General features: G+C 53.4%; 29 protein-coding genes. 20 read left to right on the top strand and 9 right to left on the bottom strand.

What is annotated here, in order from left to right:
* Window positions 1–27 precede the first annotated feature (27 nt).
* The 7 genes from KV190_RS03745 (at window position 28) to KV190_RS03775 (ending at window position 4,662) form a co-directional block, all read left to right on the top strand.
* Complete coding sequence (locus KV190_RS03745; RefSeq protein ID WP_460195213.1) at window positions 28–237, top strand: FeoC-like transcriptional regulator; 210 nt, start codon at window positions 28–30, stop codon at window positions 235–237.
* Window positions 203–733, top strand: a complete 531-nt coding sequence (ftnA, locus tag KV190_RS03750; protein WP_460195214.1) for a non-heme ferritin — start codon at window positions 203–205, stop codon at window positions 731–733. Before KV190_RS03745 ends, ftnA begins: the two co-directional genes overlap by 35 nt.
* 172 nt (window positions 734–905) lie before the next feature.
* The gene (gene rsmD / locus KV190_RS03755; protein ID WP_460194658.1) at window positions 906–1,463 is read left to right on the top strand and encodes a 16S rRNA (guanine(966)-N(2))-methyltransferase RsmD; all 558 of its coding nucleotides are present in this window, start codon (window positions 906–908) and stop codon (window positions 1,461–1,463) included.
* A 131-nt stretch (window positions 1,464–1,594) separates the two neighbouring features.
* Window positions 1,595–2,686, top strand: coding sequence for a GGDEF domain-containing protein (locus KV190_RS03760; protein ID WP_460194659.1), 1,092 nt, complete (start codon window positions 1,595–1,597; stop codon window positions 2,684–2,686).
* A gap of 23 nt (window positions 2,687–2,709) precedes the next feature.
* A complete protein-coding gene (locus KV190_RS03765) occupies window positions 2,710–3,672 on the top strand; it encodes an aldo/keto reductase (RefSeq protein ID WP_460194660.1) in 963 nt (320 codons plus the stop codon).
* A 21-nt stretch (window positions 3,673–3,693) separates the two neighbouring features.
* Window positions 3,694–3,870, top strand: coding sequence for a hypothetical protein (locus KV190_RS03770; RefSeq protein WP_206200825.1), 177 nt, complete (start codon window positions 3,694–3,696; stop codon window positions 3,868–3,870).
* A complete protein-coding gene (locus tag KV190_RS03775) occupies window positions 3,871–4,662 on the top strand; it encodes a cobalt-precorrin-6A reductase (RefSeq protein WP_460194661.1) in 792 nt (263 codons plus the stop codon).
* On the opposite strand, the gene ilvD is transcribed toward KV190_RS03775, so the two are convergent.
* The 3 genes from ilvD to KV190_RS03790 all read right to left on the bottom strand — a co-directional run bounded on the left by ilvD (window position 4,625) and on the right by KV190_RS03790 (window position 7,870).
* Window positions 4,625–6,307 (bottom strand): dihydroxy-acid dehydratase, encoded by a 1,683-nt coding sequence (gene ilvD / locus KV190_RS03780; RefSeq protein WP_460194662.1) that lies wholly within the window; start codon window positions 6,305–6,307, stop codon window positions 4,625–4,627. The two genes, KV190_RS03775 and ilvD, sit on opposite strands and share 38 nt — an antisense overlap.
* 290 nt (window positions 6,308–6,597) lie before the next feature.
* On the bottom strand, window positions 6,598–7,575 hold the full coding sequence (locus tag KV190_RS03785) for a stage II sporulation protein M (RefSeq protein WP_460194663.1): 978 nt from the start codon (window positions 7,573–7,575) through the stop codon (window positions 6,598–6,600).
* On the bottom strand, window positions 7,565–7,870 hold the full coding sequence (locus KV190_RS03790; RefSeq protein WP_460194664.1) for a hypothetical protein: 306 nt from the start codon (window positions 7,868–7,870) through the stop codon (window positions 7,565–7,567). Before KV190_RS03790 ends, KV190_RS03785 begins: the two co-directional genes overlap by 11 nt.
* 96 nt (window positions 7,871–7,966) lie before the next feature.
* Here KV190_RS03790 and KV190_RS03795 point away from each other — a divergent pair, with 96 nt between their 5' ends.
* Window positions 7,967–8,272 (top strand): hypothetical protein, encoded by a 306-nt coding sequence (locus KV190_RS03795; RefSeq protein ID WP_460194665.1) that lies wholly within the window; start codon window positions 7,967–7,969, stop codon window positions 8,270–8,272.
* A gap of 2 nt (window positions 8,273–8,274) precedes the next feature.
* Here KV190_RS03795 and KV190_RS03800 read toward each other — a convergent pair whose 3' ends face one another.
* From KV190_RS03800 to KV190_RS03815, 4 genes are all read right to left on the bottom strand, one after another.
* On the bottom strand, window positions 8,275–9,348 hold the full coding sequence (locus KV190_RS03800; protein WP_460195215.1) for an RNA-guided endonuclease TnpB family protein: 1,074 nt from the start codon (window positions 9,346–9,348) through the stop codon (window positions 8,275–8,277).
* A 210-nt stretch (window positions 9,349–9,558) separates the two neighbouring features.
* Window positions 9,559–10,626, bottom strand: a complete 1,068-nt coding sequence (mtnA, locus tag KV190_RS03805) for an S-methyl-5-thioribose-1-phosphate isomerase (RefSeq protein ID WP_460195216.1) — start codon at window positions 10,624–10,626, stop codon at window positions 9,559–9,561.
* Window positions 10,627–10,702: 76 nt separating this feature from the next.
* On the bottom strand, window positions 10,703–11,650 hold the full coding sequence (locus tag KV190_RS03810) for an asparaginase (RefSeq protein WP_460194666.1): 948 nt from the start codon (window positions 11,648–11,650) through the stop codon (window positions 10,703–10,705).
* Between the two features lie 43 nt (window positions 11,651–11,693).
* Window positions 11,694–12,185 (bottom strand): CGLD27 family protein, encoded by a 492-nt coding sequence (locus tag KV190_RS03815; RefSeq protein ID WP_460194667.1) that lies wholly within the window; start codon window positions 12,183–12,185, stop codon window positions 11,694–11,696.
* A gap of 186 nt (window positions 12,186–12,371) precedes the next feature.
* Between KV190_RS03815 and KV190_RS03820 the strand changes: the two genes are divergently transcribed.
* The 12 genes from KV190_RS03820 (at window position 12,372) to pgl (ending at window position 23,907) form a co-directional block, all read left to right on the top strand.
* A complete protein-coding gene (locus KV190_RS03820; protein WP_250682654.1) occupies window positions 12,372–12,986 on the top strand; it encodes a precorrin-8X methylmutase in 615 nt (204 codons plus the stop codon).
* A complete protein-coding gene (rimM, locus tag KV190_RS03825; RefSeq protein WP_460194668.1) occupies window positions 12,967–13,518 on the top strand; it encodes a ribosome maturation factor RimM in 552 nt (183 codons plus the stop codon). The genes KV190_RS03820 and rimM overlap by 20 nt, the downstream gene beginning before the upstream one ends.
* Window positions 13,519–13,718: 200 nt before the next feature.
* Entirely contained in the window at window positions 13,719–16,604 is a 2,886-nt protein-coding gene (gene infB, locus KV190_RS03830) for a translation initiation factor IF-2 (protein ID WP_460194669.1), read from the top strand.
* 65 nt (window positions 16,605–16,669) lie between these two features.
* Window positions 16,670–17,587, top strand: coding sequence for an ABC transporter substrate-binding protein (locus KV190_RS03835; RefSeq protein ID WP_460194670.1), 918 nt, complete (start codon window positions 16,670–16,672; stop codon window positions 17,585–17,587).
* A 32-nt stretch (window positions 17,588–17,619) separates the two neighbouring features.
* Window positions 17,620–18,288, top strand: coding sequence for an amino acid ABC transporter permease (locus KV190_RS03840; RefSeq protein ID WP_460194671.1), 669 nt, complete (start codon window positions 17,620–17,622; stop codon window positions 18,286–18,288).
* A gap of 29 nt (window positions 18,289–18,317) precedes the next feature.
* Window positions 18,318–19,289 carry an L-histidine N(alpha)-methyltransferase gene (gene egtD / locus KV190_RS03845; protein ID WP_460194672.1) on the top strand — a complete coding sequence of 324 codons (972 nt, stop codon included), beginning with the start codon at window positions 18,318–18,320 and terminating at the stop codon, window positions 19,287–19,289.
* Between the two features lie 92 nt (window positions 19,290–19,381).
* Window positions 19,382–19,978, top strand: a complete 597-nt coding sequence (locus tag KV190_RS03850; protein WP_297047399.1) for an ATP-dependent Clp protease proteolytic subunit — start codon at window positions 19,382–19,384, stop codon at window positions 19,976–19,978.
* 142 nt (window positions 19,979–20,120) lie between these two features.
* Window positions 20,121–20,477, top strand: coding sequence for a hypothetical protein (locus KV190_RS03855; RefSeq protein WP_460194673.1), 357 nt, complete (start codon window positions 20,121–20,123; stop codon window positions 20,475–20,477).
* 10 nt (window positions 20,478–20,487) lie between these two features.
* Window positions 20,488–20,961, top strand: coding sequence for a Tic20 family protein (locus KV190_RS03860; RefSeq protein ID WP_460194674.1), 474 nt, complete (start codon window positions 20,488–20,490; stop codon window positions 20,959–20,961).
* Window positions 20,962–21,025: 64 nt separating this feature from the next.
* On the top strand, window positions 21,026–21,142 hold the full coding sequence (locus KV190_RS03865) for a photosystem II reaction center protein I (RefSeq protein WP_011056917.1): 117 nt from the start codon (window positions 21,026–21,028) through the stop codon (window positions 21,140–21,142).
* Window positions 21,143–21,210: 68 nt separating this feature from the next.
* Window positions 21,211–23,169 carry a DUF3769 domain-containing protein gene (locus KV190_RS03870; RefSeq protein ID WP_460194675.1) on the top strand — a complete coding sequence of 653 codons (1,959 nt, stop codon included), beginning with the start codon at window positions 21,211–21,213 and terminating at the stop codon, window positions 23,167–23,169.
* A gap of 12 nt (window positions 23,170–23,181) precedes the next feature.
* Window positions 23,182–23,907 (top strand): 6-phosphogluconolactonase, encoded by a 726-nt coding sequence (pgl, locus tag KV190_RS03875; RefSeq protein ID WP_460194676.1) that lies wholly within the window; start codon window positions 23,182–23,184, stop codon window positions 23,905–23,907.
* Here the strand turns inward: pgl and mutY are convergent.
* Together mutY and KV190_RS03885 are read right to left on the bottom strand one after the other, a co-directional pair.
* Window positions 23,904–25,010, bottom strand: a complete 1,107-nt coding sequence (gene mutY, locus KV190_RS03880) for an A/G-specific adenine glycosylase (protein ID WP_460194677.1) — start codon at window positions 25,008–25,010, stop codon at window positions 23,904–23,906. The genes pgl and mutY overlap by 4 nt on opposite strands.
* Before the next feature lie 3 nt (window positions 25,011–25,013).
* Complete coding sequence (locus KV190_RS03885; protein ID WP_024124133.1) at window positions 25,014–25,340, bottom strand: DUF760 domain-containing protein; 327 nt, start codon at window positions 25,338–25,340, stop codon at window positions 25,014–25,016.
* Between the last annotated feature and the right edge of the window lie 10 nt (window positions 25,341–25,350).

Here is a 25,350-nt window from a genome sequence, read left to right on the forward strand (position 1 = left end):
CTACAGGCGTATATTCAACAGCGGCAAATGGTGTCCTTGGCAGAATTGGCAACCCATTTTCAGACATCTCCGACAGTCATTGAACCAATCTTAGGCCAACTCATCCGCAAAGGGCGCGTGCAGAAAGTGGCTTCTAGCCGCTGTGGAGGCTGTCACCAGTGTGGCTTCCATACCCTTGAACTCTACCAATGGAGGACAAATAATGCTATCTCAAGCAATGACCAATCGGCTCAATGAACAAATCAACCTTGAAATTTATTCAGCGCACCTCTATCTGCAAATGAGTTCTTGGTGTGCTCATAAGGCTCTTGAAGGGTGTGCAGCGTTCCTCAGCCAACACGCCGATGAAGAAATGGCTCACATGCGACGGCTCTTGAATTACATGCACGAAACTGGTGCCTTGGCTATCCTAGGTGGCATGGAAGCGCCCCCGCACACGTTTCAATCCCTAAAAGAGATGTTCAGCAAAGTTTATGAGCATGAGCAGTTTGTGACCCGCAAAATTAACGAGCTAGTGCAGTTAGCAGATACCGAACCTGACTATGCAACATTGCAATTCTTGCAGTGGTATGTTGCTGAACAGCATCAAGAGGAGTTTTTATTCAAGAGCATCCTCGACAAAATCGAACTGATTGGCACAGACGGACAGGGGCTCTTTTTTATCGATCAGGAAATTGGCAAGCTTGCCCAAACAAAATCAACCACCACAATGCAGTCAACACCCTCAGCCTAGGAAGCAACAGGTGCCGCTTGAGAAAGTGTCATGTGTCGCTCTACAGCTTCCCAGAAGCTCAGAGTATTGTTTAGTTAGTGAGGAGTGATTCGCAAACAAAAGTCCTGGGGTCGAAACACGGCAAGACTCCCGGGGCTTTTTATTTTGGGCTCAAGCCGTTACCTTATAGAGTATGCCGTTGCGAATTTCTGGCCAGCGATCGCTCAAAACGCTTCCCGGCCACAGTACCCGTCCCACGAGTGCCAAAGTTCGCCAAGCGATTTTCAATATTTGGCAAGGTCGCCTACAGGGGTGTTGCTGGCTGGATTTGTGTGCTGGTACCGGTGCAATGGGAGCAGAAGCCCTGCTGCGTGGTGCCCAGTGGGTAGTAGGTATTGAGCAATCTTCCCAAGCCTGCCAAGTCATTCGTGAAAACTGGTCAGCCCTTGCCCAACCCCATCAGCACACGCTAGTTCTGCGGGGGGATGTGCGCCAGAAATTGCCCCAAGTTCCTATTCCCCAGTTTGACTTTATCTATTTTGACCCACCCTACAATAGTGATTTATATCTACCCGTTCTCCAGTTACTTTGGCAGGACAAGCGGCTCAGTCCTGAGGGCGAAATTGCTGTTGAGTGTCGCACGAAACATCCACCAGACTTCGAGGCGATTCGGGCGATCGGCTGGCAGCAGCAACGTATTAAAACCTATGGCAGCACGACAGTACTCTTCTTGGCTTGTTACAAAAATTGACATTCAAGGAGCGAACTTGATAGCAAAGACTACGAAAGATGATCGCTCTCCTAGGCTATGGTAAGTAAAGTTTCCTCAGTACTCCTCAAAAGCTTCTACACATATTGCCTACCCCCGTGAAAAATCAACCAATGAACCGCAAGCCTGTTGTCATCTGTGTGGATGATGAGCCAGCCGTACTTGAGAGTTTAAGGATTGAACTGCGGCGTGCCCTCGGAGAGGAGTGCATTGTGGAAACCGCAGAAGATGGTGAAGATGCCCTTGCCTTGATGAGTGAGCTACAGGAGGAAGATTACGAGATTGCCCTTGTCCTCTCCGACTACATCATGCCAAATATCAAAGGGGATGAACTGCTAGCACGGATGCATGAAATGTCCCCCAACACCCTCAAGATTATGCTGACGGGGCAAGCCAATTTGGAGGCCGTTGGTAATGCCTTGAAACAGGCTAAACTCTATCGCTACATGGCAAAGCCTTGGTCTCCCGAAGACTTGAAAGTGACCGTTTTAGAAGCAGTTCACAGCTATCTCCAAGACCGCAAGCTAGAGGAGCAAAACTACCGCTTGCAGTTGTTAAATGAAGAGCTACGAGAAGCCAATGGCGAACTGGAGCGGGTGGTGAGTCAGCAGGCGGCGATTATTGCTGCCCGCACTGCCGAACTGGAAGCCGCCAACAAAGAACTGATGCGCCTATCGGTAACAGATGCTCTGACGGAATTGCCGAATCGCCGCTATTTTGATGCCTATTTACGTCAAGAGTGGTTGGCTGCTATTCGCGATCGCCAGCCCATCGCCTTAATTCTAGCGGACGTGGACTGCTTCAAAACCTACAATGACCACTACGGTCACCACGCCGGCGATCTCTGCCTACAGCAGGTGGCAATGGTTTTACGTGAGGGGGTGCGCCGTCCCCGTGACTTTGTTGCCCGCTATGGCGGTGAAGAGTTTGTGATCATCCTGCCCAATACCGACATTGGTGGTGCTGAATTGGTGGCACGGCAGTTGCAGGAAGCTATGCAGGCACGGTACATTGTCCATGAATATTCTTCAGCGAGTCATTGTGTGAGTCTTAGCTTTGGGGTGGCAGCCCTGATTCCGAGGGGCAGTGAGTCTCCCTTAGAGCTTTTTAACGCAGCGGATCAGGCCCTTTATGATGCCAAACGCCAAGGACGCAACCGCATTGTTGTCCGCCCCATTGTCAAGTCGCCCACAGTGCCTCGTTAGTGGTTCCTTTATGGGGATTTTCTATGCAAACTCGCCCCCTCGGCCGCACAGAGATTCAAATTACACCGCTGATTCTTGGCACTTGGCAAGCAGGCAAACGTTGGTGGGTCGGTATTGAAGATGAGGAGTCCATTCGCACAATTCGTACCGCTGTCGAAGCAGGGATGACCACCATTGATACGGCTGAAGTCTATGGCGATGGTCATTCAGAGCGGATTGTGGCCGCCGCTGTCGGCGACTTGCGCGATCGCTGTGTCTATGCGACGAAGGTCTTTGCGAATCACTTGCGCTACAAAGAGGTGATTGCCGCCTGCGAGCGATCGCTCCGCAACCTCAATACCGACTACATTGATCTCTACCAAATTCACTGGCCAGCCGGTTCCTTTGGCTCAGAAATCGTGCCCATTGCGGAAACCATGCAGGCAATGGTGGAGTTGAAAGTCGCCGGCAAAATCCGTGCCATTGGTGTTTCTAACTTCTCCCGTGCCCAACTGGCCGAAGCCATGCAGTACGGACGCATTGATAGTATCCAGCCCCCCTATTCCCTCTTTTGGCGCTGGGCAGAAACAGAATTAATTCCTTTTTGCATTGAGCATGAGATTACGGTTTTGGCCTACTCCTCCCTTGCCCAAGGGTTACTCACGGGTCGCTTTGGCCCCGGCCACCAGTTTGATCCTGAAGATAACCGTGCCAAAAACCAACTCTTTCAGGGGGAAACCTACGCCCGTGCCCTTGAAGCGATTGAGCTGATGAAGCCCATTGCCACCAGCTTGGGCACAACGGTAGGGAATTTAGCCTTGGCGTGGCTACTCCATCAACCGCAAACCTGTGCCATTGTCGGTGCCCGCCATCCAGAGCAGGTGCTAGAAAATATCAAAGCGGCTGACCTCCACTTGGATGAGTCGATTTTGGCCATGCTCGATGAAATTAGCCAGCCGGTCATCGCCACCCTTGATCCGGAGAATCCAGTAATGTGGAAGTGGTAGTTCAGATTCACCAACCTCTCTATGGAACTCCTTGGTCTTGGTGCAATTGTTCTCTACTTCTTGATTGCCCTGCGCTTTTGGCAAGGGTTTCACCGCACCTACTACACACAATCGCGCTTTGTGCTCAGCGTGCTGTGGCTACCGCTACTCATGAATAAGTCCTATCGGGAAAACTTTCGCCGCGCACTGCTGGGCTAGGTGAGGGGGACGATTTGGCTGATTGGCGGCACCCATGAGAGTCGCTGGATTGCCGATTTAATCCTATGCCAAGGGTTTCCTTGCTGGGTAAGCGTAACCACACCGGCCGCCTCTAGCCTTTATGCCGCCCATCCCTTGCTCACGTGCCATGTGGAGCGCTTGACCGCTGACCGCGCCCGCAAGTTAATTCAGCAACACACCATTCAAGGGATTGTGGATGCCTCCCACCCCTTTGCGGTTGACATTTCTGCCCTTGCCATTGAGATCAGCCAAGAACTGGGGCTGCCTTACCTGCGGTTTGAACGCCCAAATTTGCCCCAAGCAACGGGTACCTATACAGATGTAGCGACGCTGCTGCAAAGTCATCTCTTGGTGGGGGAGCGGGTGTTGTTGACCCTAGGGGTAAAACAGTTGGCGGCCTTTACCCCTCTCCAGCGTCAAGCAACGCTCTTTGCACGGATTTTGCCGACGGTCACTGCCCTAGAAGCTGCCCTAGCGGCGGGGTTCGATCGCCAGCGGTTAATTGCTATTTTCCCACCCGTGTCCCTCGAGCTAGAGCGCGCCCTCTGGCAACAGTGGCAGATTACAACGGTGGTCACCAAGGCCTCGGGTACCGAGAGTGAGCAGATCAAGCAGACCCTTGCCCGTGAGCTGGGGGTGAAGCTGATTACGCTGCAACGCCCGCCTATGGTTTATCCGCGCCAAACGAGCGATCGCGCTGGTATCGAGGCCTTTTTGCAGGAATTAGCCACCTCTAAACAAAGCGATCGGTCACTGCCCCCAAGCTACTAGAAGACACCAGTTTGGCATATTTGGCCAATACCCCACGGGTATAGCGAGGTGCCGGGGGCTGCCATTTAGCCCGCCGCGCTGCCAGTTCTTCCTCACTGACATTGAGTTGCAGCAGCCGCTGATGGGCATCAATGGTGATCGAGTCTCCCTCCTCCACAAGGGCGATCGTCCCACCCACTGCCGCTTCCGGAGCCACGTGACCCACGACCATGCCATAGGTTCCACCAGAGAAGCGACCATCGGTAATGAGGCCAACGCTATCCCCTAAACCGGCACCAATAATGGCAGAGGTGGGAGCCAGCATTTCCCGCATCCCCGGACCGCCGACAGGGCCTTCATAGCGAATGACAATGACATCGCCGGGATTGATCTTGCCAGCAAGAATGGCATCAAGACAGGCTTCCTCGGAGTCAAAGACGCGTGCTGGCCCAGTGATTTGGGGATTTTTCACCCCGGAGATTTTGGCCACAGCCCCCTCACTGGCTAAATTACCCTTGAGAATCGTCAGGTGGCCGGTGGCGTAGAGAGGCTTGTCAAACGGACGAATCACATCTTGGTTGGGGTCGGGGGTATCGGGCACATCCCGCAGCCGCTCAGCAATGGTTTCCCCCGTAATCGTTAGGCAATCCCCGTGGAGCAAGCCAGCATTGAGGAGCATTTTCATCACTTGGGGAATGCCCCCTGCCCGATGTAGATCCGCAGTCACGTATTTACCCGAGGGCTTGAGGTCGCAGAGGACGGGCACCCGCTGGCGAATGGTTTCAAAGTCATCAATGGTGAGGGGAACCTCGGCACTGTGGGCGATCGCCAGAAAGTGCAGCACGGCATTCGTAGATCCTCCCACGGCCATAATCACACTGAGGGCATTTTCAATGGATTTGCGGGTGATAATATCGCGGGGTCGAATATTTTTACGAATCGCCTCCACCAGCACCTTGCCCGCTAGCTCTGTATTGTCAGCTTTTTCAGCATCCTCCGCCGTCATTGTTGAGGAGTACATCAGGCTCATGCCCATGGCTTCAAAGGCTGAGGACATTGTGTTGGCCGTGAACATGCCACCGCAGGAACCCGCTCCCGGACAGGCATGGTGTTCAATCGCATGGAGCGTCGCCTCATCCATTTTGCCGGCACTAAACTGACCCACGGCTTCAAAGGCGCTAACAACCGTTAGGTCTTGACCCTGCCAGTGACCGGGCTTAATCGTGCCCCCATAGACAAAAATGGCGGGAATGTTCATCCGTGCCATGGCAATCATCGCACCGGGCATATTTTTGTCGCAGCCACCGATCGCCAGCACCCCATCCATACTTTGGGCATTACAGGCGGTCTCAATCGAATCAGCAATCACATCCCGCGAGACCAAGGAGTATTTCATCCCCTCCGTGCCCATGGAAATCCCATCGCTGACCGTAATTGTGCCAAACAACTGCGGCATCCCCCCCGCTGCCCGAATGCCGGCTTCGGCGCGACTGGCAAGGGCAGCAATTCCCATATTGCAGGGGGTAATCGTACTGTGGGCACTGGCCACCCCAACAATGGGCTTGTTGAAATCCTCATCGCCAAAGCCCACGGCTCGCAGCATGGCTCGGTTGGGGGTGCGTTGAACGCCTTCTGTAATGATGCGACTGCGCCAGTTTTCTGCCATAGTGTTCTCGCGATCGGCCTAAACGTGACTCTCCGCACGTCATAAAGGGACGGCGGCTTCTCAGTGTTGTTACACACTGAGCTACATCGGGCTTAACCCAATGGGGGGAGCCATAACCCCAACTACTGGGACTGACCTGAGACCCAGATACTTTGTAGATAGTTTGCACGTCTCTAACTGAACGTGGAAACAACTCAATTTTAGCAAATTAGAAAGCGCCTAACTGCTTAGGTTAAAACCATAGCAGCTTGCGGCGGGCTAAAGCCCATTCTTGTCAATAAAGCATCCTTCTATTTTCCCTCACCCGTGGGCGATCGCTCTACAGGCCAAGCCAAATAAAACCCTAAAGCAGCAAACAAGCCTAGACCAGAAAGGTACTTCACACTGTTGGGAATCAGCGGATTAGGCGACCAAAAGCCCTCGATAATACCCGCAATCACCAGTAGGGGTACAATCCCAAACATCAGTTGCACGGCTAAGGCACCATTGCGTTTCAAAGCGCTAAAGCGGCGGTACCGTCCCGGCAAGAGAATCGCCTGCCCCAGCAATAGACCCGCAGCGCCGGCTAGAAAAATGGCGGGCAACTCCAAGGCACCATGGGGACTAACAAACGCCCAAAAGGGATACTCTAGGTTGTTTTGCGCCACAAGGGCAGCGATCGCCCCCATATGCAAACCATTGTTCCAGAGAATATAGAGGGTTCCTAGCCCCCCTAGGATGCCCCCCGCCAGCGTTGCAAAGGCGACACTCAGGTTATTGGTCATAATGGCACTCGAGGCCAAGGGTTCGACACCCACAATTGACCCCATCCACAGCTTGCCCTCCTCTTCCACAAGGGACAGAATGTCTGAGGGCACCACTAGCTCCAAAAATTGGCGATCGCTCCACGCATACCACCAGGCGATCGCTGCCGCCACCAGAAACACCCCCAAAGCAAAGGCCGTATAGACCCATGTTTGCTGGACAACTGCTGGGAAGCCCCGCTGGAAAAACCACCAAACTTTGCGCCAATCTTGGGAACGCTGCCCCTGATAGACTTGGCTGTAGCTCCGCACGGTGAGCCCCTGCAAATAGTTGATGATGCTACTGCCCAAGCGGCGAGTTTTTGCCCGCGCTAAATCGGCACTAACCAAGCGGTACAACTGACTGAGGCGGCAAATCTCCATTGCCGATAGGCTCTGAATCCCCTCTGTCTCAGCACGGTTGAGGAGTTGTTCTAGCTCTAGCCACTGCGGCTCTTGGCGGATCAGCCAGCGTTCAACATTCATGACTATCCGCTTCCTCTTGAATTGCCCCCAAAAAGGACTCTAGGCGTTTGCGAGGAATGTAGGGCCAGCCGCCATTGGTTTCAATATCCCGCAGCAATTTATAGAGGGCTTGGCGGTTCGTGGGCAATGCCGCCTGAAACTGATTGTCACAAATTTCGCGATGCAATTGCTCCAAAAGCCGCAGCAATGCCAACAGGTCATGGACATTTCCATTGGCTCGCTCAGCCGCCATACGGATACGTTCAGCAAGGGCGTTGAGGTCGGTTGTACTTAAAGAGGATGGCGAGGAAATCATTTTTGCTATTTTTTCTATAAAGCTTTTTGAACTGAGAATAACGATGTTCTAGCACAGTTGCTACGATCGTAGTACCAAAGAAAGAGGTTTCTGACCATGTTTCGGACGCCTGTTGCCCTGCTGGGGGCAGCAACTTTGAGCCTAGGTCTGGCGATCGCTCCCCCTGTCTTGGCAGAAATGGAAGTGGAAGTGGCTCGCGACAGTAGAGGCCGTGTTTACACTGTGGATATGGATTCCCGTCGCTTCTATAGAAATAGCAATGGAATAGCAATGGCATTATCCAAGTGGATTTTAGCCTCTCGACTCTTGGCGATGATTACTGGCATCGGGCAACCGCCTCCTGCAATCCCTACGATGTTAAGAGTAAACTTCCCACCGACTAAAGTCGGGGGCTTTCAGTAGCCCTAGGCCATTGAACAAGCCAAATAGCCTGAACTTCCAGCGAGCGTTACGGACTCGCCCAATAAGGCAATCACAGAGGCACCATTCAGATCAGCATCACCAACCCAGCCACAATGACCACAAGCAAACTGTTTGCCATTTCGATAGAACCGACAAGGATCAGGATGAATATGCAGGCATCGATGGCAAGTTTGGCTAGTATACGCTGGATTGACCGTTACCCACCTCACGCCGTCTCGCAAACATTTGTACTCAATAAACTGCCGCAACTGATAGAACGACCAGCTATTGGAGCGTCTGCGTTCGGTTTTACTTCGGGGTTGTTGGTTCAGGCGCTCGCGAATTCCCGTCAAGTCCTCAATCGCGATCACTGCATTGAGTGCTTTCGCTTCACGGACAATTGCAGCACTGATCGAATGGTTTAACCACTGTTGAAAGCGTTGTTCTTTACCCGCCAGCCGTTTCAAGAGTTTTCGGCAAGACCGCCGCGAACTTCTCGTGCCCTGCGAGGCTCGTTTTTGAATCGACGCTCTCACTCGATGAAATTTATCTCGACGTTCGTTTAACTGATTCCCATCCCAACCTCCACCTGTACTAGTTTTAGCAATTTCTCGTCGCCCCAAGTCCACGCCAATGACGGTGCTCGGTTCAGAAGGTTCAGGAACCTCTTCGGTTAATTGGATGTGGATATAGTAGGAGCCATCCCGATGTTTGCACAACTGAGCCGATGTGGGCTTTCGCCCTCTCAATTTGTCCCTTTGATAATCACCCATATCGAGCTGAATGGTCTCTCGACCCTCCAACAGCGTCAGGCTCACCGCCCCATCTTTTTCCTTAAAGGTAAAGATGCGAGCATCATAATCTGCCGAAGTTGGCTTGAATTCTTTAACCACTTTACCTTTGAGCTTGGCGGTCTTGCGATTGGCTCCGACTCTGGCACAAACCCGAACCGCTTGATTAGCGCTTAACCCAAACCGAGAACGAAGTTCCTGATAAACCCTGTTTTGAATGGTTATCTTATTCGTTACGGTCGGCTGAACGGTTTTGTTGGCAAAGTTGCAAGCATCTGCAAACACTTTCAAGAATCTCTCGATTTTGAGAGACTGTTCAGGAGTGGGCTGAAGCTTGCAAACGACTGTTAGGGTTTGTTCCATGGATAATATTCTATCATCAGATTGTATCGTCTGTGGCAACGACTAAAGTCGCCTTTGTCTTTCCTCCCTGTACTAAAGTAACGGGGCTTCCAGACATAAATCTGGTGATATTGGCCGTGCGGTTTGTCGCCGTTAGTCTACTGCTGCACCAATACCCCGTGCGAGGTCAGCGGGAGCAAAAACCCCTAGTTCCGTAATAATGCCACTAATTAAATGGGCAGGGGTGACATCAAAGGCAGGGTTATAAAAATCTACCCCAGCGGGTGTAATGCGGCTAAACCCCACCTGATAAATTTCTTGGGGGTGGCGCTCCTCAATCGGAATTTCTGCCCCAGTGGCAATTTTGGTGTCAATTGTAGAAAGGGGGGCGGCGACAAAGAAGGGAATGTTGTGGGCTTTGGCGGCAAGAGCCACACTATAGGTGCCAATTTTGTTGGCGGTATCGCCATTCAGGGCAATGCGATCGGCACCCACCACCACCGCATCAATCATCCCCCGCTGCATACAGTGCGCCGCCATCGTATCCGCAAGGAGAGTGACGGGAATGCCCTCTTGCACACATTCCCAAGCGGTTAATTTCGCTCCCTGAAGACGGGGACGAGTTTCGTCAGCATAGACCCGCTCCAAGCGACCCGCCGCCCAAGCCGCACGAACCACCCCTAACGCTGTTCCATAGCCTGCCGTCGCTAGGGCACCGGCATTGCAGTGGGTGAGCAGGCGTAATTTCTCAGGCGTTTTCGGCAGGACACTAAGGCCGTTTTCACCAATGGCTTGACAGGTTTGCACATCTTCACGGGCAATGGTTTGGGCGGTGTCAAGAAGGTGCTGCTGGAGTTCCTCAAGGCTGGCGGTGGCTTGCTGGGCTGCCCCTAACATGCGATCAATCGCCCAAAATAAATTCACTGCTGTTGGGCGGGTTTGCCGTAATTCGGCAGCGACATTCTCCAGGTGAGCCAAGAAGCCCGCGCGATCGCTCCCGGTGTATTCCCGTGCCCCCAAGACCATACCAAAAGCTGCTGCCACACCAATCGCTGGCGCACCCCGTACAATCATCGTCCGAATGGCGGTGGCCATCTCCGCTGCGGTGGTGATGTCCTTGAGTTCATACTGTTCTGGCAGGCGGGTTTGGTCAATTAACTGCACGCGATCGCCCGCCCACACCACAGGAAAGATGGTTCCGACATTTGCTGTGACAGCCACAACAGCCTCCGTGCTCACTCAAATTGAATACAAATCATAACCCAAGGGAGAGCCTATCCGTCTGGAATTTAGCTCCCTAGGCAAAGGTCAGTTCCCCATTCACCTCGAGACGGGTAAATTGGTTGGGAATCAGAAACTGCTCCCCCAAGGCTTCCGCCACACTGGGAGTAATCCAGCCCAGTTGCTTCAATAGTTGAATGGCAACGGCATATTTAGCACGCTTAGCACCATCACTCACCTTAATCGCCAATCCCATCCCTTCACCGACACGACCCACACACTGAATCCCCTCAGCCCCGGACTTACTGAGGATTTCCCCCTCCGTAAGGCGCATCAGCTCGCTATCAAAGGCCCCGGGACCGGCAACAAAATCAGGGTGATGAGTCATGGCACGAACGACGCGCTCCATTGCCCAGTCATTGCCCGAGGCCAGTTGGCCGTAAAGGGTAGCCATCTGCACCAGTTGCATCAAGTACGTGGGCGCCCCACAGTCGTCGTGGGCACAGATAAATTCTGCGGCGGGCATCTTCAGCAGTTCCGCCACCTTGGAGAGGATCAGGGTCTGAACGGGGTGATTTTTGTGCAGATAGCTTGCCAATGGCCAATTGCGCTGTTGACAAACCGCCAGCATCCCCGCATGTTTACCCGAACAGTTGTGTTGGAGTGCCCCTTGGCGGCCGGCGGGAACGGGACATTGCAACGCGGTGGGATCCACATCAGCACGCCAGAGAATGTTAAAGACTTGGCGCACTTGCTCAATACGGCCTTGGTGAGAGCTACAGATAATGGCGAGGTCGCGATCGCTCAAGTCAAACCGCTCCATCGTTCCTGTGGTGGTCACTGCCAAGGCTTGAAAGGGCTTGAGGGCAGAGCGGATAAAAGCAGCGGTTTCAGCATTTCCCGCAAGGGCAAGAATTCGACCCCGGACATCACAGACAACGGCATGGGCATAGTGGCGCGACTCAACAATCCCTTCCCGCAGTAAGCAAACATCGAGGGCAGGGGCTTGGGTGCGTTTGGACATAGGTTCGGTCATGCGGGTAAATGAGCAACAATATCAGCAGCAGCTACAGGAGTGCCCAAGCAAGGGCGAGTCCCAAAGAAAAGATCACGAGCGCCAAAAGGGTCACCTGTAACCGTTGCAAAATCGGGCGCAACTCGTAGGTATAGATCAGGCGATCTTGAGCCAATTCAGCTTCGGGCTTTTGCCATTCTTGACCGTCATACCAGCCCGTTTCTTCATAAACCACGGTGGGACGTTGCAGGCGATCGCCGACGTAGGCCCAGCCCAACACAAGGCGCAGGAGAATAAGTAACAGCAGGAAATTGGCGCCTAGGGCACCGGCCAAGAACGTGTGAAGGGGTGCCTCTTTTAGAGAAAAGCTGGCGATCGCCACCGGTCCACTGACTAGCCAGGCCATCCCCCACAGCAGTAGCAAACGCCGTTGAAAGCGCGGACGCGGCCAACTCGACCATTCAAAAAACCACGAGGCTTTGAGGTCACGATATTCGTTGATCGGTCGTTGATCTGCCGGGACAGGACAGAGAATCTGAGACACAGTGGCACAAGTTCAAGGACGCTGTTTCCAGCATACCAGTCTCGCTGAAATCGTGGATCGCCACACCATGCATGAAATCGGGCGATCGCCCCGTACACTAGAGGGTGTCACGCCTACCCCGCGTCTAGTGGGGCAGAAACTTTGTTGCTATATTGATTATTCCCTAACTCCCTTGCGGCACCTTTGATGGAATGGCACCAATCTGATGTTGCGCAATTACGCCTGATTGACCAGTTGCTGGCCGGACACAACCTGAGTCCAGCCCAGTATGATATTACGCGCCGTGTGATTTATGCGACGGGGGATTTAGAATATCTGAATTTGATTGTCTATTCAGAGCAGGCCCTGCAATCCGGTGTGGCTGCCCTTGCCGCTCATACCCCGATTGTGGTGGATGTCACGATGGTGCAGGTGGGGGTGCTCTCCTACACTCAAAACACCTTTGGCAATCCCATTTACTGTGGAGCAGAAACCTTCACCCGTCCGCAGCAAGAAAAGTCCCGCATTGCCTTTGGCATAGAAACCTTGGCACGACGCCATCCCACAGCCATTTTTGTCCTGAGTAGTGATCATTCAGCCCTAGAACCCCTCCTGACCTTAGTGGAGGCTCAGGAAATTCGCCCTGCGTTAATTATTGACGCTGCCCCCAATTTTCTCCCCCCCATTTTGGATCGCCTGCAAAAGTCTTGGGTGCCCCACATCTCCATTAAGGGTTGCAAGGGGGGTGTGAGCGTTGCCACAGCAATTATGAACGGTTTACTCAAGTTGGCGTGGACGGCCTATGGTGACCCCCTTCCCTGAGACGAGTGAATGGCTCTGTATCGGCCAAATTGTCGGTGCCCACGGCCTGCGGGGAGAGGTCAAGGTCAAGCCCTTGAGTGATTTTCCCGAACGCTTTACGGTGGCGGGTTGCCGTTGGTTGCGATCGCCTCGGCAGCCCCAACCCTATGCGGTTACCCTTGTGCGGGGGCGATTTTTACCCCGTGCCGAACAGTTTGTGGTTACTTTTGCAGAAGTCAGCGATCGCACCGCAGCGGAGGCACTCAAGGGGGCAGAAATTCTAGTCCCGGCTAGCGATCGCCCACCCCTTGCGGCCAATGAATACCACCTCATGGACTTGATTGGACTCGCCGTGTATCACCAAGGTGAGCGGGTTGGTGAAGTGGTGGGCTTGGTCAATGCGGGCAATGACTTACTAGAAGTGCAGTTACTCGACCCAGCGCCAGAAGCACCCCCATCCGTGTATATTCCCTTTGTGCCAGCCATCGTGCCGGTGGTTGATCTAGCAGCCCGAAGAATTGAAATTGATCCCCCCTTGGGGCTGTTGCCCTGATCAATCCCTACCAAAATCGTTAATAATAGGGATACTTCTATTTTTTTAGCCCCGACTCTTGAGATTGTTGTTGAGTGAGTTGCCCCAGCCCATCCCTTAAAACCCATTAATTCCACTTTGACGGTAGCCTTTACCTGAGCGATCGCGATCGCCCTACCGTCTGTCCTTTCGTAGAGATTTCAGAGCCTTTGAGAGACAGCATGAGCATTGGTAAAGTTCGTATTTATGACCTATCAAAAGAACTCAACCTAGATAATCGAGATTTATTGGCGATCTGTGAACAGTTGGGAATTGCCTATAAAAGTCACAGCAGCACGATTTCCGATGCTGATGCCGATCGCATTCGCGAAGCTGCCAAAACCTATCAACCCCATAGTACCCCTCCCCGTAAAGTCTCAAAAACACCGCCCCCAGTGAAGAAAGCCCCAGCCCCCCAAAAAACACAGCAAATTGTTGCTGTGCACACTCAACCCCGCTCTGAGACGCCAGAAGCGCCCAAGCCTCAATTACAACAACCTCCTGCTCGCCCTCAACCGCCGCAACCCCCTGCGCGGCCCACTCCCCCTGCGCCAGTTGCCACCAAGCCAGTAGAACCTGTGGCGCCCAAGCCCCCTACACTCCCTGCAAAACCCGAGCCGACACCACCGCGCCCAGCGCCTACTTTAGTTCCCCCGCCCGCCCGCCCCACCAAGAAAGTGGAAAAAGTCGCTGCGGCTCCCCCACCCCGCAAAGAACTCAAGGAACCCCCTAAAAAAGAGAAAGGGGCGATCGCTCCCGCCAAACCCAGCAGCCAAGATCGCATTGAAATTGTCCAGCGGGCAGTTCCCCCGGCACCCGTCAAGCCCCCGGAAATGGCGCCCAAGCCAGCTTTACCAGAGCTACAACCGCCACCCAAACCCGTTGCGCCGGTCCTGCGGGCACCAAATCCGCCGAAGCCCGTCACCGAAACCGTTGAGGTACTCGATGACAAGTCCGTTAGTAAAGTCATCAAAGAGCGCCACCGTCACAAAGACTTTGATGATGAGGAGAACAAACGGAAATCCTCCCGCGTCGTCAAGTTGCGGGAAGAAGTCATTGACGAAGAGGAAGAACTGGAACTCACCAGCCGTTTGGTCGGGGTGCACCAAGTCACGGTTGATGTCAGTCAATCACTGCAACGGCCACCCAAGCCCAAGGTGCCTCGTCCCGCCCGTCCCGTTACGCCAGCGGCGAAAACCGAAAAAAGCAGCGAGAAAAAACAACCCCGCCATCGCGATCGCCGTCACGAAGAGCCAGCCGAAGCACCACCGCCCGATCACATTACGATTGAAGGCCCGATGTCAGTGCAGGAGTTGGCCAGTTTAGTGCGTCGCCCCGAAGCAGAAATCATTAAAATTCTCTTCTTTAAGGGAATTGCTGCCACTATCAACCAAACCCTTGAAGTGGAAACGATTGAACTCGTGGCCAAGGAATTGGGAATTACAATGGAAACGGCACAGCACAAAGCCGAGGCCACAAAAGTCACCGAAATGCTGGAGTCGAGCGACCTCGATCACCTGCAACGGCGTCCACCCGTGGTCACGATTATGGGTCACGTGGATCATGGCAAAACCAGCCTTCTCGATGCCATTCGCAATGCCAAAGTGGCTCAAGGGGAAGCAGGCGGCATTACCCAACACATTGGCGCCTACCACGTGGATGTCGAACACAACGGCGAGAAACATCAGGTGGTCTTTCTCGATACCCCTGGTCACGAAGCCTTTACCGCCATGCGGGCACGGGGGGCACGGGTCACCGATATTGCCGTTCTCGTTGTTGCTGCCGATGATGGGGTACAACCCCAAACCATTGAAGCCATTAGCCACGCCAAGGCAGCTAAAGTGCCGATCATTGTCGCCATCAACAAAATTGACAAAGAGTCTGCCCAACCGGAGCGGGTCAAGCAGGAACTCACTGAATACGGGTTGGTGCCCGAAGAGTGGGGGGGTGACACAATTATGGTGCCCGTCAGTGCCTTGCAACAGCAAAATCTCGATACGCTTCTAGAGATGATCCTGCTTGTGGCTGAGGTGGAGGATCTCTACGCCAATCCCGATCGCCCCGCCAAAGGCACTGTCATTGAAGCCCACTTGGATCGGGCACGGGGACCTGTGGCAACATTGCTGGTACAAAACGGTACCCTGCGGGTCGGCGATATTCTGGTGGCAGGTGCCTGTTTTGGTCGGGTGCGCGCCATGATTGACGATCGCGGGCAGCGTGTCGAGGCAGCAACCCCCTCCTTTGCCGTCGAAGTCTTGGGTCTGGCGGATGTCCCTGCTGCCGGGGATGAATTTGAAGTCCTCAGCGATGAAAAAGCCGCCCGTGCCCTTGCGGAGGAGCGAGCCGCCGCTCAACGCCAATCCCGCCTTGCCCAAGCCGCAGCCGCCCGGCGGGTCTCCCTTACCTCATTGTCCAGTCAAGCCCGCGAAGGGGAACTCAAGGAACTCAATCTCATTCTCAAAGCCGACGTTCAAGGTTCCGTCGAGGCAATTTTGGCGGCCCTCAACCAACTGCCCCAAGATCAAGTCCAGTTGCGAGTCTTGTTGGCTGCCCCCGGCGAAATTACCGAAACCGATGTTGACCTTGCCGCCGCCAGTAGTGCCGTCATCATTGGCTTTAATACCACCCTTGCCTCAGGGGCACGCCAAGCGGCTGAGCAGCACAACGTTGATGTCCGCGAATACAACATCATCTATAAGCTCCTCGATGATATTCAAGGGGCAATGGAGGGGATGCTGGAACCCGAACTGGTCGAGGAAGAACTGGGTCAAGCCGAAGTGCGAGCGATCTTCCCCCTCAGCAAAGGGGCTGTGGCCGGTTGTTATGTCCTCAATGGCAAGCTCGTACGCAACTGCAAAGTACGGGTGCTGCGCCAGCAAAACGTCATTCACACAGGCATCTTGAGTTCGCTCAAACGCATGAAGGACGATGTTCGCGAAGTTGCGGCGGGCTACGAATGTGGTGTACGCTTGGATGATTTTCAACAATGGCAGGAAGGAGATATTATTTACGCCTTCCAAACAGTGACAAAACGTCGTAGTCTTGGCAGCGGTAGCGATAGAAACTAAACTGAGTCAGAGTTGATCAATTGATAACTCTAAATTCATGATCAACCTGATGTGAGGAGAGCACTATGGGACTGCACCGTCGTACGTTTTTGCGCCGTATGGCACAGGGGATGGGGGCGATCGCGATCGCCACAGGGAGTAAAACCCTACTCACGGCCTGTGCCGGCAATGTGGATTCGACCTCTGGAACCTCAACTACGGGCACCGTCTCCAGCAATGGCCTCCTCAATCCCGGTACATTGGCCTGGGGGGCTGAGGCGATTAGTGGTGCTCCCTACGTTTTTTACGACCCAGTTGATCCCAGTAAGTTGATTGGCTTTGAGGTGGAAATTGCCGACGCGATCGCCCAACTGATGGGGGTCAATGCCGTATTCGTTGCCACTGCCTACGATCAACTGTCCGCTGCCCTTGCTGCCAATCGTTTTGACATGATTCTCAACGGTTGGGAAATCACCACCGATCGCGATCGCACCCAACTCTTTTCCCAGCCCTACTATCGCTATGGCCAACAGATCGTTGTCCGAGCCAATGACCCCCGTTTTGAGCAATACACTGCCACGAGTGAAGTCACACTGGCCAATCTGGCTGGCATGACTGTCGGTACTGGCATTGGCTACAAAGCCCAAGAAATTCTTGAAAGGGACAAAAACATTAAAACCCGTGCCTACGATGGCAACCTGCCCTTTGATGATCTTGCCCAAGGGCGCATTGATGCCGTGATGCTAGACTATCCAATTGTTGCCTACTACGTTCTTGGCGCCGGTCCGGGGGGGACGGTGAACAATAGCCTGCGCCCAATTGGTGTCCCCATCTTTTTGAATAACTATGTGATTGCCTTTAACAAGAATAACCCCAAAGGAGAAACCCTCAAAACAGAAGTTGATGAAGCCCTTGACATCCTCAAGAAGGACGGCACATTACGCCGCATCTACGAAAAATGGAAAATGTGGAATGATCAACAGACGCAAATTGGTATTGTTTAGGCAGTAGCAACAGACGTAACCCAACCTCTTCGATGGAACTGATCCAAGCTGCCCTGCCGGCCTTTTTGCGAGGGGCACTGAATACACTCATTTACTGTGGCATCTCTTTTCCCTTGGCGGTACTGCTGGGCATTGTCCTCGCCGCCATGAGCACCTCCCCCTTTCTGTTTCTGCGCTGGCCAGCGCTTGGCTTTATTGAGCTAATGCGCAATACTCCCATGATCACCCAACTGCTCTTGCTTTACTACGGCGTCGGTGCAGTCTTAGCCCAGATGAATCTTGCGACTTGGGTGAATGCGTGGACAGCGGGGGTGACAGCCTTGGCGCTCAACTATGGCGCCTATGAAGCAGAGGTCTTTCGTGCGGGTCTGCAAGCGGTGGATGTGGGTCAACGGGAAGCTGCCCTCTCCCTAGGCATGAGTCAACAACAGGGATTTGTGCGCATTATTTTGCCTCAAGCCATTCAAATTGTGATCCCACCCCTAGTCAATGACTTTATCTACATGCTCAAGGATTCGGCCATTGTCAGTGTGATTGCCGGCGTGGACTTAACCTCGGTGATGCGGGTATGGGTGATTCGCAATAGTAGCAATCCATTTCCCCTCTATGCGCTGGCCTTAATCCTCTACTTGGTGATGAGTTTGCCGATCGCGTGGTGGGGACGGCGTTTGGAGCAGCGGCTAAAGGCTAAAATATCCTAAGGTCTGCACATTCTGGAGCCGCTTTCCCTGTGAGCGATCGCCTGCACCTGACCCACTTACCCAGTCTCGCCACAGAACGGGACGGCCAAGATGTCATCCAAGGTCTGACTCAACAACCCAAGTCCCTTCCCTCCTACTACTTCTACGATGCTGCGGGATCGCGCCTCTTTGAGCAAATCTGTGAGCTGCCGGAATACTACCCCACCCGTACAGAATTGGGCATTTTAGAGACCGCCGCTGAAGCGATCGCCCAACTCACGGGCGCCTGTGAACTCGTGGAACTTGGCAGTGGCAGCGATCGCAAGATTCGCCTTCTCCTATCGGCCTATGCCCACGTACAACCTCGGCTTTACTATCGTCCCATTGATGTCAGTGGCTCGATCCTCAAAACCAGTGCCATGGCTCTTCTGGCTGACTATCCCCAGCTCAGTATTCATGGTCTTGTCGGCACCTATCAAGTGGGCTTAGAGCACCTACCACCCCCCTTGGCACCCCGCCGCTTGCTCTGCTTTCTCGGTAGCACCATTGGCAACCTCTCTCCTAGCGAATGCCAGACCCTTTTTCAACAGATTCATCGGGTTCTTAGGGACGGAGACTATTTCCTGCTGGGCGTGGATCTGATCAAAGACACCAGCATTTTGCTCCCTGCTTACAACGATGCCCAAGGGGTGACGGCGGCTTTTAACCGCAACATCCTTCATCACCTCAACTGGCGCTTTCAAGGAAACTTTCAGCCCGCAGCCTTTGCCCATCGCGCCATCTATAACCCGATTGCCCAGCAAATTGAAATGTATCTCGATTCGCAGCAGAGGCAAACCGTTACCTTGGCTGCCCTTGATTTTCAGTGCACTTTTATTGTGGGTGAACCGATTCTCACCGAAATTTCCCGCAAGTTTGATCTTGCTGCCCTCAAGGCGGCATTAACGGCTACTGGATTTCGATGGATCAACGCCTTTACTGATCCGCAGCAGTGGTTTGCTCTCTGCCTCTGCCAAGTTTAGAACGAAGGCTCTAGGAATAGGTTAGAATCAGGGAGAAAAGCCGCCTTCATGGCTCAGGTTGCGGCGTTGATAGCTCAGCGTGGAAGGATTCTATGCCCATCGGAGTACCCAAAGTCCCCTACCGGATGCCCGGTGAACCCTACACCCAGTGGATTGACATCTACAACCGTCTCTATCGCGAGCGGATTATTTTCCTTGGTAAAGAAGTCGATGATGAGATTGCCAACCAAATTGTGGCGGTGATGCTCTACCTTGACTCCGAAGATCCGGGCAAAGACATCATGCTCTACATCAACTCCCCCGGTGGCTCCGTCACCGCTGGTATGGCAATCTATGACACGATGCAACATATTAAATCCGATGTCGTCACCATTTGTGTGGGTCTGGCTGCCTCGATGGGGTCTTTCCTCCTTGCAGCCGGTACCAAAGGCAAACGGTTGGCACTACCCCACTCCCGCATCATGATTCACCAGCCGTCTGGTGGTACCCGTGGCCAAGCAACGGATATTGAGATCGAAGCTCGCGAAATTTTACGGGTACGGCGACAACTCAATGAGCTATACGCCTACCATACTGGCCAGCCCCTCGAAAAAATTGAGCGGGATATGGATCGCGACTTCTTCATGTCCGCTGAAGAGGCAAAAAACTACGGCCTGATTGATCGAGTGATTGAGGAGCGTCCCAACTAGTTAGCCTGCACTCGTTACACTTATTAAGATATTGAGGTTTACTATGTTGCAAATCGCGCAAGCGTGCTGTAGGTATTCGCCAAAGCGTGCCGTAGGCCTTAGCTTATCTGTTAGCAGCCTCCCTCTCCTTGTGGGTGCCCTCATGACCTTGGGGACGAGTCAGCCCGTGCGTGCCCAAGCCGCCAGCCCTCTGCCACCAGAAATGATGAAAACCACGGTTCAGCAGGTGAGTGATTCCCTTGCGAAATACGTGTCGGGAGCTAGTTGCACTGACATTGCCCAGTTGATCAAGATGCTCCCCACCAATGGCAGCAATCCAGCACCTGATCCCAACTCGATTATTGGTGCGGTCATGCTCTCAATTAAAAACAGCCCCGATCTGCAATCCATCATTGCCTCGCGGGTCGGACCACCCTTGATTAGCAAAGCAGTGGAATGCAATATGATTCCCCCTGAACTGTTGCTAAAGGTGATGAGCCAGCAACCATCAGCACTTTAAGGAGAACCCCATGAGTTGGCGTGCCACCACCACCATCCCAGATCGGATTTTTGCCAGCTTGGCATATCTGCTACCACTCTTTTACGTCATGCCCTTTGGCGGCTTTTTATTTGAGTTGTTTCCACCGCTGCAAGCGCTGGTGTTGGTGGTACTGCCCGTTGCCTTGATCTACTCAATTCCCTTTGCGGGGCTGCTCGTTTTTATGCTGTTGTACCTACTGGTAGTGCGCAACAACCGTGTGAGTCTCTTTATTCGCTACAACACGATGCAGGCACTGTTGATGGGGATTGTGCTGTTTATTGTCCAACTACTGGTACAACTGCTGATCCGCGTTGCTAGTTTTGACCTGCTGATTAAAGTGCTCTTCAACTTTGTCTTTATTGCCACGGTGATTGGCGTTGTCTATGCAGTGGTGCAGTCTGTACGCGGCATCTATGCCGAAATTCCCACGCTGTCGGATGCGACAAAAAGCCAAGTGTTTTAGGGGATGCGAGGGAGTCCCTCATCCCGTATGATCAGAAGGTGACGCTACGAAAAACGACAACATCATGGAAACACTCAAAATTACCGTTTATATCGTTGTGACTTTCTTTGTCCTGCTGTTTGTTTTCGGGTTTCTCTCGGGTGACCCAGCTCGTAATCCCAAGCGTAAGGATCTCGAGTAATCCTCGCCAAAGGGGGTGGGCATCGGGTAAGGTAACTAGGCAGTGGTCGTGAGGAAGTTTGGCCGTTGTTGTTCCTACCCCTTTTTGCTAGTCTGCCCCCCCCGACACAACCCGCAGAAATTACTGAGGTCATCGGCGCATCACAAGCGGATTTACTGGGAACAACGGTAGCCCCTGATCTCAGCAATCTCAGCAGTACAACGCCGATCAGCCCTAGGCCAGCACCTGATTTTACAGCCCCCCTCCGCCTTGGGGAGGCCAATGCTGAAACGCCCATTGTCCGTGATCACCCCCTAGAGGTGACGGCTGATCGCCAAGAGTTTGACCTGATGCGGCGATTGTTTAATGCCATTGGCAATGTTTTCCTCCGATTCAAGGAAGCCGAACTCACCGCAGATCGCATTCAAACCGATATTGACGCCCAAATTCTTGTGGCGGAAGGCAATGTGACGATTACGCGCGGCGATCAAGTCCTACAGGGCGATCGCTTGGAATATAATCTCAGACTCGATCAAGGTTCCCTCACGAATGCTCGCGGCGTCGTCAATACCGCTAGGGTAGATCAAGACCTAAGCCTGACGAGTTCTCCTAGCCCCCCACCCCTTAGCACCCTCCCCGGCCTTGACGAACAGGGCACAGATCCCCAAGCCGAAGTGACGGAAACGTTTGATCGGTTGCGCTTTGAGGCCGATCGCCTAGAATTTGATGGCCGCCGCTGGTTAGCGACAAACTTACGAATTACGAATGATCCCTTTAGTCCGCCAGAGCTGGAAGCACGGGCACAGGAAGCCACCGCCGAACCTCTCGGTCCTGATCAAACAGTCCTAACTGTGCGAAGAGGCAGAGTCGTTTTTGATCAACGGGTGGCTCTGCCCATTGTCCTGCGCCGATTTGTGGTGGGGCGTCCCTACGAAGTGTTGCCCTTTGAGTTTGGCTATGATGAACAGGATCGCGGCGGACTATTTCTCGCCTATCGGTACAGAGCAATCAATACCCCCAATACCCAAATCACCTTCCTACCATCCATTTATTTAGAACGGATCATCAACAACGACTTTGATGTTTTTGATGCTAAAAGCTATGGGGCAGCAATTGAGCTAGGCCATCGATTCACCCCCCAAACGCGAGTACGCGGTTACGGCTTCTTGAATACCCTCAACCCTAACGACTGGCCAAGTACGTCACGGGCGGGAGCAGACTTATTCCACAACATTGATGCTCGAAATCTGCTGACGGTTTCTGCCATTTATCGCCAACGGGTTTTTAATCGTTCCCTTGGGGAGCAGGAAATTACTAGTAGCTTTGGGGGCACGTTTAGCGGTACAGGCATTCCCTTAACTCAAGGCCTAGCACTCAGTTATCTTCTGGGAGGTCAATACGTCACGGCGGCCAGTGATGATCCATCATTACCCCCTAAGCCAAGCCTAGGTCGTCTTCAAGCTGCTGCAAGTCTTAACTGGGTGATGCCCATTTGGCGAGGCACTCCCTTACCACCTACGCGAACCCAAGGCCTGCGCTATAGCCCCCGTCCCGTACAACCCTTCTTGCAGTTCTATAGTCAGTTGGGCGGTGTAGCGAACTACTATACCAATGGCAGTAACCAACCCGCGTTAGTTGCAGGGGCAGGTTTTCGGGGTCAAGTGGGTCATTTTTCTCGTAATTGGTTTGACTACACCAGTTTTGATGTCGGATTTACACAGACATTGAGTGAGCCATCCTCCCCCTTTCTCTTTGATCGGATTACTGACTTTAGTGTGCTCAATGTGGGATTGTTGCAGCAGATTTATGGTCCGTTGCGAGCGGGTGCGCAAATGCAGATTAATGTGGATACTGGCACAGTTTTCGATACCGACATTATTGTGGAATATAGCCGGCGCACCTATGGGGTGGTGTTTCGCTATAACCTCGATCGCCAGTTGGCGACGATTCTTTTGCGCATTAATGGTTTTAACTGGCGCGGCAATGCTGATCCCTTTTCCAGTCCTGGACTGGGTACGGCGACCGATGGTGTGATTCGCTCCAATTAGGATGATGCTTCTATGCCAACACCCAATGTACGTGTTTTTCCAGATTTGACTGCCCTGACGGCGGCGGCAAAGCAGTTTGTTCTTGAGCAGGCCACTGGGGCGATCGCCCAACGGGGGCAATTTACGCTTGCCCTTGCCGGCGGCAACACGCCTAAACCGTTGTATGAAAGCCTTGTCTCTGCGGATACCCCTTGGTCACGGTGGCACATTTTCTGGGGCGATGAACGCTATGTTCCCCTCGATCATCCTGACAGCAATGCGGGGATGGCCTTTCAGGCGTGGCTCAATCATGTACCGATTCCCAAAAACCAGATTCACCCAATGCCAACGGAGGATGCGGATCCGCAGACCGCTGCCGATCGCTATGAGCAAACCCTGCGCCAAACCTTTGGCATCCGTGAAGGAGAATTTCCCAGCTTTGATCTGATTTTGCTCGGTATGGGACCCGATGGCCATACGGCCTCCCTGTTTCCCCACACAGCAGCCCTGACGGTGGGCGATCGCCTGATAACTGTGGGCAACAAAGATGGTCAGCTCCGCCTGACGTTCACAGTGCCCCTGATTAACCATGCCTGCCAAATTCTCTTTCTCGTGACCGGTGCCAATAAACAAACTGCCCTGCGCCATATTTTTGCCGGCACGGGTGATCCCCATCTCTATCCAGCGCGGCTGATTACTGGCAATGCCCTTTGGTTTTTGGATGCGGCGGCGGCTGAGGGTGTGGTTGAAAACGCCTAGGCTGGGGGTCTGCCCCGTTCGTGAATGGCCTGAATAATTGCAGTATTGGCTTTCGGAAAGGGAAACTGCTCCAATTCCTCAGGGGTTACCCAACGGATGGCATCACAGCCCAACGGCTGAGGGGTGCCTGAAAGACAGTGGCAGTAGTAAACATGGAGCGTCACCCGAAAATGGGTGTAGGCATGATCAATGTCAATCAAATGCTCACCAACACTAATCTCAATGCCCAATTCCTCACGAATTTCGCGCTGAATACACTCCTGCACCGTCTCATTGGGTTCAATTTTGCCCCCCGGAAATTCCCATAGTCCCCCCAATAGACCTGTTGGTGGCCGGCGATCGATGAGAATCTGACCTGCCGCATTCCAAATCACCGCGACACCAATCTTTTTGTGGGGTAAGGGGGAACGGCTCATTTTGCGAGGAATCTCATGGGTTAACTGGTGGCGATGCGCCAAGCAATAGTCTTGCCAAGGACAAGCATGACACAGGGGTTGGCGGGGTGTACAGATCGTTGCCCCCAGATCCATCAGGGCTTGATTAAAATCGCGGGGAGATTGGGGACACAGCAGTTGTGCTGACCACTGCCAGAGTTGGGCTTCCGCTTGCTTGGGGGGGATCGTGAGTCCATAGAGACGGGCAAGCACCCGTTTGACATTGCCATCGAGAATCGGCTGGGGCTGATTAAAGGCAGCACTGAGGATCGCACCTGCGGTACTCCGACCAATTCCCGGTAATGCCAGCACGGCCTCGTAGGTGCAGGGAAATTGCCCCCCATGATCGGCCATGATCTGTTGAGCCGCGCGGTGTAAATGGCGCGCCCGTGCGTAGTAGCCCAATCCCTGCCACAGTTTCAGGACGGTTTCCAAATCGGCAATCGCTAAGTCGGCGATCGCGGGAAAGGTAGCTAGCCAACGCTGGTAGTAGGGAATCACCGTGGCCACTTGGGTTTGCTGGAGCATGATTTCTGAGACCCAGATGGCGTAGGGATCGCGAGTGTGCCGCCAAGGTAAATCCCGCCCCTGCTGCTGATACCACTGTAAAAGTGCAAAACGAAGGGCAGGTAGTGTGTACCCGCCCCCACTGTCCTGTACCGTTGGCATGGGTTATTTGCTGTCTTCCGCTTGGGCAGCCGCTTGGAGCGATCGCTCGAATTCAAGACGTTGCTCGGCACCGCGCAAGAAGTAACCACTCATCATTGCCGAAGCCAAGAGACGCCCAAGGTGCTCCCGATTCGTGGTAATGGAAACCTCAAACCCCTCCGGTGGCAAGTAGCCCAGCAGGTTACCAATGTGGCGTTCCATCACAATGGCCATTTCCGGCGACGCGGGACGGGACAGGCGAGCCACCACTTCTGCATCCAAACTTTGCAGATAGTTCCAGAGGGAATCAGCACTTTCTTGAAGATTGCGAGGGTTCATGGTTGGCTCCATAGAGTGTCCT

This window comes from Thermosynechococcus sp. FA-CM-4201 (genome assembly GCF_054689355.1).